The organism is Micromonospora sp. DT68, from assembly GCF_049847245.1.
In the GTDB taxonomy this organism is placed as follows: Bacteria; Actinomycetota; Actinomycetes; order Mycobacteriales; family Micromonosporaceae; genus Micromonospora; species Micromonospora profundi.
Genome location: NZ_JBNCNZ010000034.1, coordinates 1 through 15,980, shown reverse-complemented (window position 1 = coordinate 15,980; position 15,980 = coordinate 1). Strand labels below are relative to the sequence as shown.

The window sequence follows — 15,980 nt, the reverse complement described above, 5'->3', positions numbered from 1 at the left end:
CTGTGGGTGAACGCGATGACGTCGTCGCGTCCGTCGCCGGTGAAGTCGGTGGGTGACCCACCAAAATACCGCGCGGCGGCCGGTGGCGGCGTTCCGCAGTTGTCGCTGACCAGGTACTTCTGGTTGTACTGGCCGGGATACGGCGCGAGGGACACCCCGTTGATGACGATCGTCTGGCCGACCCCGTTGTAGAGCTGCTCGTAGTGCACATGCGGACCGGAGGAGTTGCCGGTGCTACCGGTGACGCCGATCTGCTGGCCCTGCTGCACGTAGGCGCCGTCGGGCACCGAGTAGGCGCTGAGGTGGAAGTAGTAGGTGGTCCAGCCGCCACCGTGGTCGATGACGATGTAGTTGCCGGCCCCGCTGGGCTGCGAGTACCGGCGGGCGACGCCGGCGGCCGACGCCACCTGGGGCGTGCCACCGGTGGTGCCGCCGTCCGCGCGGACGAAGTCCAGCGCCTGCCTCACCTCGGCGCTGTGGTGGTCGTAGGTCCACCGCTGTCCGCAGGGGAACGGCGCCTTGAAGTTCGGTGCGGCGAGCGCGGGAGAGGGCGTGCTCACCACGGCGGTCAGGCTCACCCCGGCCAGGCTGAGCAGTGCGACGAGGACGCGCCGGGCGGCGCTTGTCGGGAGTCTGGACATGGGGCGACTCCTATCGGGGTGGGCGGTCGCAGCGGTGTGCCGCGCGTCGTGGGCCGGTGTCGCCGATCGCCGATGGGCGGGCCTGGCAGTCGCGTCGGAGAGGGGCGCGTCGCGTCCCGAGCGGCGAGACGGTGGCGCTGAGGAGAAGTGAAACTGCAGGCTTCGGCGTCTGTCAATACCTACCGAGGCGGTCCTGTCCGCCGAAAATCTTCTTCAGTCCGGGCTCGGCCAGCCCTGCCGCGGCCGGCCCGCGGTCGCCGGGCGATGAAGATTTCTTGCCCCGGAGGGAAAGCGCCCGCAAGGTATTGACAACCGTGGAAGTCGAGCAGTTAACTCGCCAGCAATCGATTTCCCACCGCTCTCGGTCGCTCGGGAAGGGACACCGATGAGGCTCCGTGTCACCCGCTGGCTGGGCGCCACCGTCGCCATGCTCACCGCGATCCCACCGGCGACGGCCTCCGCCGCCACGCTGGCCGTTCCCGCGCCAAGCGTTGTCGACGCCTCCGCGTTCGCCGTCGCCGACGACAAGGGACCGACCGGATGGGACACCTACCGGCGGCTCGACCGCCTGCCCGAGCTGGCCGCAGGCACCCGTACCCATCAGTTCTCGAGCTTCGGCCGCGACGGCTCCAACGACGACGGCTTCGTCGGCACCTGGTCCTGCCTACGCCAGAGCGGCGGATGCGTGATCGCCGAGGCGCGCGGACCCGGCGAGGTCCAGTCGATCTGGTTCACCCGCGACGAAGGCGACGTCCGCGCCACCGGCTGGATCCGCATCGAACTCGACGGCGTCGTGGTCGTCCAGGCCGACCTTCAGGCCCTGGTGGACGGGCGACTCGGCAGTCCTTTCGTCGCACCGCTGGTCAGCAACGCCGACCAGACCTCCGGCGGCGTCACGATCAAGGTGCCGATGCCCTACCGCGACTCCATGCGGATCACCACCCAGAACAACCCGCTCTTTCACCACGTCACCTACCGCACCTTCGCCGATGCCGAGGGCGTGACCCGCTTCGACCCGGCTGACCCGGCCTCCGACGTGGTCACCCTGCTGCGCGCCGCCGGCACCCGTGATCCGAAGCCCGCGCAAGCCGGCGCCTCCACAGGCCGCGCCACAGTCACCGCGCCGGCACAGGGCCAGGTGTCGTTGGCCGGCCTGACCGGTCCACGGGCGATCACCGCGCTGCGGCTGCGCGTACCCGATGCGGCGGCCGGCGCGCCGACGCTCGCCGGCCTGCGGCTGCGGCTGACGTTCGACGGACGGACGACAGCGGACAGCCCTGTCGGGGAGTTCTTCGGCGGCGGGCTGGGCGAGCGCAACGTCCGATCCCTGATGTTCGCAATGGATTCCGCACCCGGCGGCTGGTACAGCGCCTGGTGGCCGATGCCCTTCCGCTCCTCCGCCGCCGTGACGCTCGTCAACACGACAGGCACCACTGTCAACGGGATCGAGGTCGAGGTGACGTCGGCGCCCGGCACCGAGTGGACGTCTCGGCTCGCCGCCGACGGCAGCGCGGGCTACTTCACCACCCAGTCGCGGCGCGCGGAGACGGTCGGCGGCAACGACTGGATCGTCGCCGATCAGTCCGGCCGGGGCCGGTTCGTGGGCGTCTCGCAAACCATGCGCGGCCACATCATCGGCGGCAACACCCGCAACTACCTTGAAGGCGACGAGCGGGTGTACGTGGACGGCTCGCCGACGCCGCAGATCCACGGCACCGGCACTGAGGACTTCTACGAGTCGGGGTGGTACTTCAACCGAGGCGAGTACAGCGGCGTCTTCACCGGCAACACCGCGCACCTGGTCCGCGGCGGCGGATGCGCCGACGAGTGCGACGCCGCCTACCGGCTGATGATCGGCGACGCGGTGGCGTACGGCTCCGCGCTGCGCTTCGGCATCGAGCACGGGCCGGCCAACGACATGCCGGCGGAGTACGCCTCGACCGCATTCCTCTACACCCAGCGCACCGTGACCACACGCCGGACCGACACCGTCGTCACCGGCGACGCCGCCAGCCGCGCCGCCCACGCGTACACCGACTCGTCGGCGACCCAGACCGCGCTCACCGCCAGCTTCGAAGGCGACGACGACAACGTCCCGCAGACCGCCCAGGTCCGCGCCACGACCGCACCCGTCCGCTTTCAGTTAGCCGTCGACCTGACAAACCAGGGGGTACGGCTGCGCCGCCACAGCGACCAGTCCGGCGGCTACCAGCAGGCGGCCGTGTCGGTGGACGGCGTACCGGCCGGGGTGTGGCTCCAACCCTTGGGCAACGACCGGCAACGCTGGCTGGCCGACGACTTCGTCCTGCCCGCGGCCCTGACGGCGGGCCGGTCGACGGTCACCGTCCAGCTCACCCCGGCCGCAGGCGCGCCGCCGTGGACCGCCGTCCGGTACCAGGCCGACAGCATGGTGCCGCCGTTCGCCGACACCACAGCCCCGGCAACGGTCGCCGGTCTCACCCTGGCCGGCGGACGCGTGCACGCCCCCGGCCTGACCTGGTCGCCCTCCGCCGACGACGTAGGGATCGTCTTCTACCGGGTCTACGCGTCCCGGAACCCGGGCGTGACGATCACCGCCGCCAACCTGGTCGGCACGACCCGTGCCACGGCGTTCCGGCACGGGCCGCTGCCGGCCGGCCAGACCCGCTACTACCGCATCGTGGCGGTCGATGGGTCGGGCAACGTCGCCGCGCCCTCGGCCGAGGTGTCGGCCACCACCCGGAGCCGCAACACCAGCGACGCCAACGGCGACCGACGCGACGACGCGATCGACTTCACGCGCGGCGCCACGGCCGACGTGTTCACCTCGCTCTCCGACGGCACCCGTTTCGTGCCGGACAGCCGACCCTGGAACGACTTCTTCGCCGTGGACGCGGAGATCCCTCTCACCGGCGACGTCAACGGCGACGGCCGCGCGGACATCGTCACCTTCACCCGGGGCGACAACGCCGACGTCTACGTCGGGCTCTCCACCGGTACCGGATTCGCCGCCGGGGTCAAATGGCACGACTTCTTCGCCGTCGGCACCGAGATCCCGGCGGTCGGCGACGTCAACGGCGACGGGCGTACCGACATCATCACCTTCACCCGTGGCGCCGCCGCCGACGTCTACGTGGCGCTGTCCACCGGCTCCGGCTTCGGACCCGGCGTCAAGTGGCACGACCACTTCGCCCTCGGCGACGAGTTCCCGGCGGTCGGCGACGTCGACGGTGACGGTCGCGACGACATCCTGACGTTCACGCGGGGTACGGCGGGCGACGTGTTCGTGTCGCTCTCCGACGGCACCCGCTTCGTGGAGGACGGCTGGAAGTGGCACGACAGCTTCGCCCTCGGCGACGAACTGCCCGCGGTGGGCGACGTCGACGGTGACGGTCGCGACGACATCCTGACGTTCACGCGGGGTACGGCGGGCGACGTGTTCGTGTCGCTCTCCGACGGCACCCGCTTCGTGCAGGACGCCTGGAAGTGGCACGACAGCTTCGCCCTCGGCGACGACCTGCCAGGGGTCGGGGACTTCAACGGCGATGGCCGGGCCGACGTGGTGCGGTTCACCCGCGGGCTCACTGCCGACGTGTACGTCTCGCTGTCCACCGGCGGCGGGCTCGGGGCCGCCAACCGCTGGCACGACCAGTTCGCCCCCGGCGTCGACCTGCCCCGCCCGAGCGTGTCGTGATGCGCGCCCGACGTGTCACCGCAGCGCTCCTGCTCGGAGCTGTCCTGGCAGCCGCCCCGGCGGTGCCGGTCCTGGCTGCCGTACCGGCGGCATCCGCCCTGACACCGGTCCCGGCGGCGGCCTCGGCCCTGTCTGACGACCCGGTGCGGTTCGAGGCCGAGTCGCTGGCTGTCGTCAACGCCACCGCGCCGGTCGGGGCGCAGGCCGACTGTTGCGGGGTGAGCTGGTCCGGCGGGCGGCAGCTGTGGTTCCGGGCTGCCCGCGCGGGGGACTCGGTGACGCTCACCCTGCCGTCGGTGCCCGCCGGGCAGTACGACCTCGGCGCGGTGCTCACCCGGGCCGGCGACTACGGCACGCTGCGTTTCGCCGTCGACGGAGTGGCTGTCGGCCAGCTCTTCGACGGGTACGCCAGCACCGTGCAGCGCGCCGGCGCGGTGCCTCTGGGCTCGGCGTCGCTGCCCAGCGGCACGCACCGCCTCACTGTCACCGCCACCGGCAGGTCCGCGCCATCGACCGGTTTCTTCGCGGGGCTCGACACTGTGACGCTGCGCCGCGTCGGCCCGCTCGCGGCGGTCACCACGACGCCGTACGAGACGGCCGGTGAGACGCCGTCGCGAGGCGCGTCGACCCGCGTCTACGACCCGAGCGTGGGCGAGTCGACGACCTGGTACTACAACGACCACACGCTGGCGCGGCACCAGCAGACCGGCGTGTGGCACCTGTTCGGCATCACCCACGCCGAACCCGGAGCGCCCCAGGACGAGAAGGTCTTCGGGCACGCGACGGCGCCGAGCCCGACCGGTCCGTGGACGAAGCAGCCGGTGGCCCTGATCGCCGACCCGGGCGCGGGAGAGCAGTGGATCTGGGCTCCGCACGTCGTGCACCACGACGGCGTCTACTACATGTTCTACGCGGCCGGTAATCCGGACTACACGCGCTACCGCATGCACCTGGCCACCTCGACCGACCTGTTCACCTGGACCCGCAGCTCGGCCAACCCGCTGTTCACCGACGGGTGGGAGGGCCGCGACCCGATGGTGACAAGGGTCGGCGACCGCTGGGTCATGTACTACACGGCCACGTCGAGCCCGTCCGGAGGCAACCACGTCGTGGCGTACCGGACCAGCACCGACCTGCGGTCCTGGAGCGCCCGCGCGGTCGCCTACACGTCGCCGTACACAGGTCAGGCGGGTGGGCAGACGGAGTCGCCGTTCGTGGTGCGCCGGGGGGACTGGTGGTACCTGTTCGTCTGCTGCGACGGCACGGACTACGGCGCCGCGTACCGGCGGACGGCCGTCTACCGCAGCCGCGACCCGCTGCGGTTCGACGGCGCGGAGAAGGTGGCGGTCCTGGACGCGCACGCCGCCGAGGTCGTGGTGGACGGCTCGACCTGGTATCTCAGCCACGCCGGCTGGGGCCAGGGCGGACTCTGGCTGGCGCCGCTGACCTGGCAGACGCAGGTGGTGGCGCGCGGGTACACGGTGGCCACCGGGTTCCTCCGCGCCGACGTGCGGACCTGGCCCAACGCCCGGATCGCCGAACTGGCGGTGGACCCGGCCGGAGCGGGCAACTACCGGCCCGCGCTGGACTCGTCGCACCGAGGCACGGGCCCGTACCTCGCTGTGGGTCGGTTCGACGTGACCGACCGGGCCGGCGCACCGGCCCGGGTCGACGTATCGGCCGACGGCTCCCGGATCAACCTTGTCGGCATTCCGTTCGGCGACGAGCCGGTCACCGCCGACTGGCTGCTCACTGTGGCGCCCCGATGGTCCGGCCCCGGGTTGCAGAGCGACATCACCTGGTCGGTCAACGGGTGGCCGACGGCGGCGGTGTGGGAGGTGGCGTTCAACGTCGACGGCGCGTCCCCGACGGTCGGGGATCCGGCGGTGGAGGCACGACCGACAGGTGACGTCACCGGAATGCCCCGGTGGACGATGTCCACCGGGGCCGGGCTCTCGGTGGTAGCGGTGCACAGGTGGGGGTCGGCCTGGCGCGGCGACAACACCTGGTACGACGCCGGGCACGCGATGGCGGCCTGGCAACCGTTGTGGCGTGCGGGTGGCCTGTCCTGGGGGCCGGGACAGTATCCGGGAGGCACCTGGCGGCTGGTCGGAAGCGGCGTCCGGCGGGACGTCGCGTTCGCCGACGCCGCGCACGCCGCGATGAACGCGGTCCCGTGACCGCCGTGAACATCGGAGACCCGCCGCGCGCGGAGTCGGACACGAGCGGGCCGGTGGTGGTCGCCATGACCGGCGTGGCGAAGAGGTTCGGCGGTGTGACGGCCCTGGACGGCGTCGCCTTCGACGTGCGCGCCGGTGAGGTGCACGCGTTGCTGGGGGAGAACGGCGCGGGCAAGTCCACCTTGATCAACATTCTCTCCGGCGTCATCACCGACTACGACGGTGAGGTCGCTGTCGACGGAACGCCGGTACGGTTCGCCGGTCCCGCCGCCGCCCAGGCCGCCGGCATCGCGACCATCCACCAGGAACTCGACCTGGTGCCCGCCCTGTCGGTGGCCGACAACCTGGTGCTCGGACGGGAACCCCGGACGCGGTTGCGCACAGTCGACCGGCGGGCGGCCGTCCGTACCGCGCAGGAGCACCTGGACCGGCTCGGGGCCGACATCGACCCGCGGCGGCCCGTGGGGTCGTTGCGCGTGGGGGAGCAGCAGCTCGTCGAGATCGCCAAGGCGCTCGTGCTGGATGCCCGCGTGCTCGTCATGGACGAGCCGACGGCCGCGCTCGCCGACGGGGAGGTACGGCGGCTCTTCGCCACCATCGACGGCCTGCGCCGACGGGGCGTCGGCGTCGTCTACATCTCGCATCGGATGGAGGAGATCGAGGTCGTCGCCGACCGTGCGACGGTGCTGCGCAACGGTTCGGTCGCCGGTGTCGTGCCCGCCGGGCGGACGGACCGGCGGCGGATCATCGCGATGATGGTGGGCGAACGGGCAACCTCGCTGTTCGCGCCCGGAGACGCGGACAGCCCACGCGGGACCGTGCGCGAGCCACTGCTCGACGTCACCGACCTGGCCGTGCGGCCCCGGGCGCCCCGGCCCGGCCGCTGCGAGCCGGACGGCATCAGCCTGACCGTACGGGCCGGCGAGATCGTGGGCCTGGCCGGCCTGATGGGAGCCGGCCGCACCGAACTGCTGGAAACCCTCTTCGGCGCCGGTCCGCGTGGCCGGCGCAGCGGCGCGATCCGGTTGAACGGCAGCCGGTACGCGCCGAGGCACCCGCGCGCGGCGCTGCGCGCAGGGGTCGGCTTCGTGCCCGAGGACCGTCGCCGCGCCGCACTCGTCCTCGGACATCCGGTCGGTCGCAGCATCATGCTGACCGCCCTGGCAAACGTGACGACCGCAGGATTCGTCAGCCGCAAACGGGAGCGCTCCGTGGTCCAGCGGACGATCACCGAACTGGCCATCAAGACGTCGTCGGCGGCCACACCCGTCGGCGCGCTCTCCGGCGGCAACCAGCAGAAGGTCGTCTTCGCCCGGCAACTGCTCGCCGAGCCCAGGCTGCTGCTGCTGGACGAGCCGACCCGCGGCGTCGACATCGGCGCGAAGGCCGAGATCTACCGACTGCTGCGCCGGCTCGCCGGCGAGGGCATGGGCATCCTGCTCGCCTCGTCGGAGCTGCCCGAACTGCTCGGTGTCTGCGACCGCGTGGTGGTGCTGCGCGGCGGTCGCGTGGTGGCCGACCTCCCCACCGGCGGCTGCACCGGCGAGGACATTCTCGCGGCGGCGATGGGCGGCGCGACCGCTGGAAGGGATGAACGATGACCGACGTCCGCGTACCGCCGCCGGAGCCCGCCGTGACCGAGGTGCCGCCCGCCGCCGGCACGGTCGGGTTGCGAGGCACCGCCGCCCGCTGGCTGCGCCGGCCGCGCAGCCGCCGCGAACTCGTCGAACGCCTCTTCGCGGTGCAGAGTCTCTTCGCGTTGCTCGTGGTCTTCGTCGTCGCGATCCTCGCCTCACCTCGACGCGACGGCGAAATCCTCTTCCTCACCGCCGGGAACCTCGGCAACATCGTCCGCGCGGTGTCGGAGATCGGCATCATCGCGATCGGCATGACGTTCGTCATCCTGCTGGGAGGCATCGACCTGTCGGTCGGCGCCATCCTCGGTCTGTCGGCCGTCGGCACCGCCACCCTCCTTGTCGACACGGGGTTCGGCATCGTGCCCGCGGTGGCCGTGGTGCTCGTGATCGGTGCGCTCTTCGGCGCCGTGCAGGGGTACGCCGTAGCCCGCCTCGGCATCCAGTCGTTCATCGTCACCCTCGCCGGCCTCCAGGTCGCGCGGGGCATCGCCCGGATCTGGTCGGGTGGCCTGGGGATCCCGATCGCCTACGGCGACGGAGCACACGAAGCCCCGCCGGCCTTCGAACTGCTGAACGGCTCCCTCAACGGCGTGCTCCCGGTGCCGGCGGTCCTGTTCGTCCTGATCGGGATCGCCGCGATCGTGGTGCTGCGGACGACCGCGTTCGCCCGGCACGTCTACGCGATCGGCGGCAACGAGAAGGCGGCCCGGCTCTCGGGTGTCCCCGTCACGCGGATCAAGGTCGCCGTGTTCGCCGTCGCCGGCCTTCTCGCGGCGGTGGCCGGCGTGATCCACGCGGGACAGCTCAACCAGGGCAGCCCCAACGACGGCGCCGGATACGAGTTGGACGCTATCGCCGCTGTGGTGATCGGCGGGACGAGCCTGGCCGGCGGCTCCGGCTCGATGGGCGGCACCCTTGCCGGCGCGTTGCTGCTCGGCATCCTCAACAACATCCTCGCGCTCAACAACATCGACGCCAACGTCCAACTGCTGATCAAGGGACTGGTGATCGTGCTCGCGGCGGCGCTGCAGAAGCTGCGCCACGGCATCGCCTGACCGAACCCACACCGAGGAGCCACTGCCATGCACAGACGAACCGTGCTCGCGTTGCTGGTCGCCGGCGCGCTTCTGACCACCGCGGGATGCACCGTCGAGAAACCCTCCGACGACGCCGGCTCGGCCCGCGCCTGCGGAACCGGCAAGGACTTCCTGATCGGAATGTCGCAGGCCAACAACGCCGAGCCGTACCGGCAGGTGATGAACAACGACGTGCAGACGGCCGCGAAGGCGGTTCCCGGCTTCCGCGTCGTGGTCTCCGACGCCGCGCAGGACAACAGCAAGCAGGTCGCCGACGTGGAGAACTTCCTCACCCAGAGGATCAACCTGCTGATCATCTCGCCAAACGAGGCCAAACCGCTGACCGCCGTGGTCAAGAAGGCGTACGACAAGGGCATCCCGGTGATCGTGCTGGACCGCAAGGTCGAGGGCGAGGCGTACACCGCGTTCATCGGAGGGGACAACGTCGCCATCGGCAGGGCGGCCGGCGAGTTCTACGCCCAGACGCTGCTCCCCGGCGGCGGCAAGGTGATCGAGATAGCGGGGCTCCCCGGCTCGACGCCGGCGGCAGAGCGCGCGAAGGGGTTCCGTGAGGGCATCGCCGGCAACCCGAAGATCGAGATCGTCGCCTCCCAACCCGGGGACTGGCTGCGTGAGAAGGGGCAGTCGGTGGCGGACGCCCTGATCAAGGCCCACCCGGACGTATCGGCCGTCTACGCGCACAACGATCCGATGGCGGAAGGCGCCTACCTCGCCGCCAAGGCGGCCGGGCTCGAACAAAAGATCAAGTTCACAGGCATCGACGCGTTGCCGGTGCCCTCCGGCGGGATCAAGGCCGTCGAACAGGGCCGCCTCGCCGCGACCTTCCAGTACGCCACCGGTGGCCGTGAGGCCGTCGAACTCGCCCGGAAGATCCTTGTCGACTGCGCCACGGACGTCCCGCGCGCCACCACGCTCGACACAACGCGGATCACCAGCGACAACGCCGCCGAGGCGTACGCCAAGCTCGGCGGTCTCTGAGTACGCACCGCCGGCCTGGTCGCTTCGCAGCAACGACTGCCCGACCCGTCAACCGCCCGACAGTCAAGGGAGCCGCCCTGTGACCCGTTACATCCTGCCCGTGCCGGTGCAGCCGCCGGCCGCCCCGCCGCGCACCGTCTACACAGTGGCGAGCGGCGACTTGCGGCTGAGCGCGAACGTCACCTGCTGGCCGACACAGCGGCAGCTCGAAGAGGACCTCTCCGCCGCCGTCACCGCGCTGGGCTGGCACGTCCGGCGCGGCCACGACGTCGACGCGGTCACCGGCCACGGGTTCATCGCCAGCCAACGCGCAGGAATCGAGGTGTTCCGGACGATCCCGCCCGACGCCCCGCTGATCGTGGTCGAGGCGGTCTGGCAGTACAGCCACCACGTGCTGGCAGGGCTGCGCGCCCACCGGGGGCCGATCCTGCTCGTCGCGAACTGGAGCGGCCAGTATCCCGGTCTGGTGGGGCTGCTCAACCTCGCGGGCAGCCTCACCAAGGCGGGCGTGCGGTATTCGACGCTGTGGAGCGAGGACTTCACCGACGAATGGGCGCGCGACGGCTTGAAGAAGTGGCTGGAGACCGGCGAGGTGGTGCACGACGAGAGCCACGTACGCCCCCTGCCGGCGCTGCCGCCGGACGCCGAGGTCGAACTCGGCGTGGCGCTGGCCCGGCAGCTCGTCTCCGAGCGGGCCATCATCGGTGTCTTCGACGAGGGCTGCATGGGCATGTACAACGCCATCATCGACGACGAGCTGCTCAACCCGCTGGGCATCTTCAAGGAACGCCTGTCGCAGAGCGCACTGGTGGCGGAGATGGCGCGGGTACCCGAGCCCGAGGCGCAGGCAGTGCTCGCCTGGCTCGACGCGGCGGGAATGACGTTCCACACCGGCGTCGACGAGGCCACCGAACTGACGCACGCGCAGCTGCTCAGCCAGTGCAGGATGTACGTGGCCGCGCTGCGCATAGCCGACGACTTCGGCCTGGACGCGGTGGGAATCCAGTACCAGCAGGGCCTCAAGGACACCGTTCCGGCAAGCGACCTGGCCGAGGGACTGCTGAACAACGTGGTGCGCCCCCCGGTGACCAGCCGCGACGGCTCACGGGAGCTGTACCCGGGTGTGCCGCTGCCGCACTTCAATGAGGTCGACGAGGGCGTCGCGGTGGATTCGTTGGTCACCAACCGGATCTGGACCGCGATGGGCCTGGACCCGGCCACCACGCTGCATGACATCCGCTGGGGAGAGCAGTACGGCGAAAGTTTTGTCTGGGTCTTCGAGATCTCCGGTTCGGTGCCCGCGTCGCACAACGGTGGTTACGACCGGTCCTACAGCATGCGTCAGCCGCCGATGTACTTCCCGCTCGGCGGTGGCACCCTCAGCGGGGTGTCAAAACCGGGGGAGATCGTCTGGTCGCGGGTGTTCGTCATGGACGGCGCGCTGCACGTGGACCTCGGTCGCGGCACGGTTGTCGAGCTGCCCGCGGCCGAGACGCAGCGCCGGCTCGACGCCACGAATCCACAGTGGCCGATCATGCACGCCGTGCTGCACGGCGTCGGCCGCGACCAGTTGATGGCCCGGCACAAGGCCAACCATGTCAACGTCGTCTACGCCCCCGACGCGCTGATCGCCGACCGTGCGCTGCGGGCCAAGGCGGCCTTCTTCGCCGAGTTGGGCGTAGCCGTCCACCTCTGCGGTGACGTGCGGATATGAGCGGCCGGTCTCGTTTTACGGGCCGGTCGTGCCGCGGCGCCGAGGGCTGTCGTCGGGGCGGTTCGGCTGCCCGGGGGCCGAACTCTCCCGTACCCGCAGTTCGGTGCGCAGGACGACTGTCGAGGGCGCCTTCGCCGGGTCGGCGATCCGCTCAACGAGCAGCGAGGCAGCCGTACGACCCAGGTCATAGGTGGGTTGGGAGACGGTGCTCAGTGACGGCCGGACCAGGTGCGCCCACGGAATGTCGTCGAACCCGACGATGCCGAACCGGTCCGGTACGTCGATGCCGTTGTCGACAAGACATTCGACAGCGCCCACTGTCATCAGGTTGTTGGCCGCGAACACCGCGTCCGGTGGCTCGCCGGTCTCCAGCAACGAGGCCATCGACCGGTACCCGCCGTCCTCGCGGAAGTCGGCGTACTGGATCAGGTCCTCGTTCGTCGAACGCCCGCTCGCCTTGAGCGCCTTCTGGTAGCCCCGCAGCCGCTGCATGGCTGTGGAGATCCGGCGCGGGCCGGTGATGCAGGCGATCCGTCGGTAGCCGCTGCGCACCAGGTGGGTCGTCGCCTGCTCGGCGCCGTGGATGTTGTCGACGAGCACTGTGTCCACGTCGACGCCGCGCGGTTGCCGGTCGATGGCCACGACCGGGATACCGGCCTGCACCAGGCGGCTGATCAGGGCCGGCCGCCCGGACGAGGAGATGATCACCCCGGCCATCCGCTCGGCGAGGGCCGCCGCGACGTACCGGGCCTCCTTGTCCGGGTCCTCGTCACCGTTGCACAGCACGACCGAGAATCCGGCCTCCTGTGCGACGTCCTCGACGCCACGCACCATGGAGGTGAAGAACGGGTTTCCGATGTCGGAGATGATGACCGCCCAGAGACTGGTCCGGCTCCGGCGCAGGCTGCGGGCGACAGCGTTCGGGCGATAGTCGAGATCCTGTGCGGCCTGCCGTACGCGGGCGGCCAGCTCCGGGTCGACGGAGTCGCGTCCGTTGAGCACCCGGGAGACGGTCGCGGGCGACACGCCTGCCCTGCGGGCCACATCGTAGATGGTCGTCATCCCGCCCCCATCGTTGTCGCCCAGGCCAGGACGACCGGTTTGCCATCGGGTCGCCGACCCCAGGTGTGCTCGCACCTCGGGAGATCGCTCGGAATCCTATACAGAGGAAGCAATCGATTTCTGGTCGGGCCCAGGCCGTTCCGGATGCCGAACTCCGGAGGTATTGACATCGATGCCGGTGACTACAACACTCGTCAGCAATCGATTTCCCGCTCTCTCGCGTGCCGGGTGGCCCCGTTTTCGGACGGCCGGACCGGCGCCGGCCGACGCGGCGCCCACGGGGCGGGGCGTCAGCTGGCGAACCACCTTCCGGTCGCACACCTGACGTCCCTGAGGAGCATTGTGAGACGACGTTCGCTGGCGATGCTTGTCGCCCTCCTGACCGCAACGGCAACGGTCGCGGTCCCTGCGCCCGCTGCTGCCGTACCGATCGACACGCTCGCTTGTCCGTCCGTCCCCGCCACCCACGACCCGGCCGTCATCCTCGTCGTCTACCGGGTGGCCCGGTCGTACAACGTGAACGACAAGGTCATGCTCTCGACGTTCGAGGCCGGGTGGGTCGAGTCGCACATGAACAACCTGCCTTGCGGCGACAAGTCCAGCCTGGGTGTCTTCCAGCAGCGCTGGGACTACGGCTGGGGCACGCCGGAGCAGATCATGGACCCGGTCTACGCCACCACGCAGTACGTCACCAGGGCGATCACCTGCGACCGTAACAATCCCGGCTACACGGCCGGCCAGGTCGCCCAGTGCGTACAGCGGTCGGGGTTTCCCGATCGGTACGACCAGGCGGCGGCGACGGCGCGAACGTTGCTCAACCAGGCGGCGCGGACCCACGGCATGACCGGCGGCGCACCGACGGACGTCAACGGCGACGGCCGCGACGACGTCCTCACCTTCACACAGAACGCCGCCGCCGACGTGTACGTGAGCACCTCCACCGGCAACGGCTTCGCCGGAACGTCGGTGAAGTGGAACGACTTCTTCTCCATCGGTGGGGAGACCGCGTCGACTGGTGATTTCAACGGCGACGGACGGGACGACATCGTCACGTTCGCGCACAGCAACACCGGTGACGTCTACGTGGCCTTGTCGACAGGGTCGGCGTTCACGTCCCCGGGCAGGTGGCACGACTGGTTCGTCCCTGGCGCGGAGATCGCCGCCGTCGGTGACGTCAACGGCGACGGCCGCGACGACATCGTCGCGTTCACGCACAACGCGACGGCTGACGTCTACGTGGCGTTGTCGACCGGGTCGTCGTTCGCCGGCACCGCCGTGAAGTGGCACGACTACTTCTCCATCGCGGGGGAGTTCCCTGCGCTCGGCGACGTCAACGGCGACGGACGCGACGACATCATCACGTTCACCCAGGGCCCCGCATCGGCCTCCGACGTGATCGTGGCGCTGTCCAACGGCGCCTCGTTCGGGGCGCCGCAGAAGTGGCACGACCTGTTCGCCGTCGGCGCCGAGCAACCCCGCGTCGGCGACATCAACGGCGACGGACGCGACGACATCGTCACGTTCACCTGCAACGCCGACGCCGACGTCTACGCCGCCGTCTCGACCGGCTCCGGCTTCACCGGCACCACTGTGAAATGGCACGACTTCTTCTGCCTACCCGGCGAGTTCCCCTACCTCGGCGACGCCAACGGCGACGGCAGAGAGGACCTCATCGTCTTCACCAAGGGCGCCACCAATGACGTCTACGTCGCCCTGTCGACCGGGACCACGTTCGGTCCCAGCATCAAATGGCACGACTACTTCGGCCTGAACGGTGAGGTAACCCTGTGATGTCACGACTGGTGGCCCCGGTGGCCGGAACACGACGGCGGCGGCGTGGTGGCGTCGCCCTGCTGGCCGCGGCGCTCGTCGGCGCGGTGGCGGTCACGCCGACGCCTGCGACCGCGACTCCGCCGGGCCGTAGCGACCTGGACGCGGCCTTTGTGCGGGCGGCGCAGGAGTACGACGTACCCCGGGACGTCCTGGTCGCTGTCGGCTACGGCGAGTCTCGGCTGGACGGCCACGACGGCAAGCCGAGCCAGGCCAACGGTTACGGGGTGATGCACCTGGTGAGCAACCCCACCCAGCACACCTTGGAACGGGCGGCGACGTTGACCGGTGAGCCGGTCGGCACGCTGAAGACCGTCACCTCGGCGAACATCCGTGGCGGCGCTGCCGTGCTGCGCGACCTGGCCGACGCCGAGGGGTTGACCGCGGCCGCCCGGGACCGGGTCACCGCCTGGTATCCGGTGGTGGCGAGGTACGGCAGCGCGGCGGACGACGCGACCGCACGCCTGTATGCGGACGGGATCTACGACCTCGTGCAGCAGGGCATCCCGGGCGCCGTCCCGGTCCGGGCCCACCGGGCGGAGCCGGAGCGGGGCCGTTACGCCACCGTGCTCCCTGCCGGGGCGGCGCCCGGCGCGCTCGCCGCGGCCGTACCGGAGTACGCGCCGGCGCGGTGGATCGCCGCGAACGGCGCCAACTACGGCGTCGGGCGGTCCAGCCGGATCACGACGGTGATCCTTCACGTCACCCAGGGCTCGTACGCCGGCACCATCAGCTGGTTCCAGAATCCGTCGTCGGGGGTCAGCGCCCACTACGTGGTGAAGTCCAACAACGGTGAGATCACGCAGATGGTCCGGGAGGGCGACACCGCGTACCACGCCCGGTCCGGCAACGCCTACGGCGTCGGCATCGAGCACGAGGGCTATGTCGCGGACCCGGCGTGGTTCACCGACGCGATGTACCGTGCCTCGGCCGCGCTGACCCGCTATCTGTGCGACAAGTACGGCATTCCGAAGAACCGTACGGGCATCAAGGGGCACAACGAGGTCCCGGGCAACGACCACACCGATCCGGGGCCGAACTGGAACTGGAACTACTACCTCTCGCTCGTGAACCAGGGTGGTGGCGGGTCGGCCGCGCGGTATTTTGGTGGGTCACCCACCGACTTCACCGGCGACGGACGCGACGACGTCATCGCGTTCACCCACAG

10 protein-coding genes are annotated in these 15,980 nt (G+C 70.6%); 8 read left to right on the top strand and 2 right to left on the bottom strand.

Annotation, left to right across the window (positions count from 1 at the left end):
* The coding region (locus ACPXB1_RS30160; protein ID WP_425736133.1) for a M23 family metallopeptidase at positions 1-641 on the bottom strand (641 nt) is incomplete at its 3' end.
* 385 nt (positions 642-1,026) lie between these two features.
* Here ACPXB1_RS30160 and ACPXB1_RS30155 point away from each other — a divergent pair.
* The 6 genes from ACPXB1_RS30155 (at position 1,027) to ACPXB1_RS30130 (ending at position 11,920) form a co-directional block, all read left to right on the top strand.
* A complete protein-coding gene (locus tag ACPXB1_RS30155; RefSeq protein WP_425736132.1) occupies positions 1,027-4,314 on the top strand; it encodes a DUF2961 domain-containing protein in 3,288 nt (1,095 codons plus the stop codon).
* A complete protein-coding gene (locus ACPXB1_RS30150; protein WP_355598591.1) occupies positions 4,314-6,494 on the top strand; it encodes a family 43 glycosylhydrolase in 2,181 nt (726 codons plus the stop codon). The genes ACPXB1_RS30155 and ACPXB1_RS30150 overlap by 1 nt, the downstream gene beginning before the upstream one ends.
* 5 nt (positions 6,495-6,499) lie before the next feature.
* Positions 6,500-8,095: a sugar ABC transporter ATP-binding protein gene (locus ACPXB1_RS30145; protein WP_355598589.1), complete on the top strand. Its 1,596-nt coding sequence runs from the start codon at positions 6,500-6,502 to the stop codon at positions 8,093-8,095.
* Complete coding sequence (locus tag ACPXB1_RS30140; protein WP_355598587.1) at positions 8,092-9,186, top strand: ABC transporter permease; 1,095 nt, start codon at positions 8,092-8,094, stop codon at positions 9,184-9,186. Before ACPXB1_RS30145 ends, ACPXB1_RS30140 begins: the two co-directional genes overlap by 4 nt.
* Positions 9,187-9,213: 27 nt before the next feature.
* Complete coding sequence (locus ACPXB1_RS30135) at positions 9,214-10,206, top strand: substrate-binding domain-containing protein (RefSeq protein WP_425736131.1); 993 nt, start codon at positions 9,214-9,216, stop codon at positions 10,204-10,206.
* Between the two features lie 79 nt (positions 10,207-10,285).
* A complete protein-coding gene (locus ACPXB1_RS30130) occupies positions 10,286-11,920 on the top strand; it encodes a fucose isomerase (protein WP_355598583.1) in 1,635 nt (544 codons plus the stop codon).
* Between the two features lie 15 nt (positions 11,921-11,935).
* Here ACPXB1_RS30130 and ACPXB1_RS30125 read toward each other — a convergent pair whose 3' ends face one another.
* Positions 11,936-12,982, bottom strand: a complete 1,047-nt coding sequence (locus ACPXB1_RS30125) for a LacI family DNA-binding transcriptional regulator (RefSeq protein WP_355598581.1) — start codon at positions 12,980-12,982, stop codon at positions 11,936-11,938.
* A gap of 342 nt (positions 12,983-13,324) precedes the next feature.
* Here ACPXB1_RS30125 and ACPXB1_RS30120 point away from each other — a divergent pair, with 342 nt between their 5' ends.
* Both ACPXB1_RS30120 and ACPXB1_RS30115 read left to right on the top strand, forming a co-directional pair.
* Entirely contained in the window at positions 13,325-14,773 is a 1,449-nt protein-coding gene (locus tag ACPXB1_RS30120; RefSeq protein ID WP_425736130.1) for an FG-GAP repeat domain-containing protein, read from the top strand.
* Positions 14,773-15,980, top strand: a 1,208-nt coding sequence (locus ACPXB1_RS30115) for an N-acetylmuramoyl-L-alanine amidase (RefSeq protein WP_425736129.1), incomplete at its 3' end; no start/stop codon positions are given. The genes ACPXB1_RS30120 and ACPXB1_RS30115, both read left to right, overlap by 1 nt.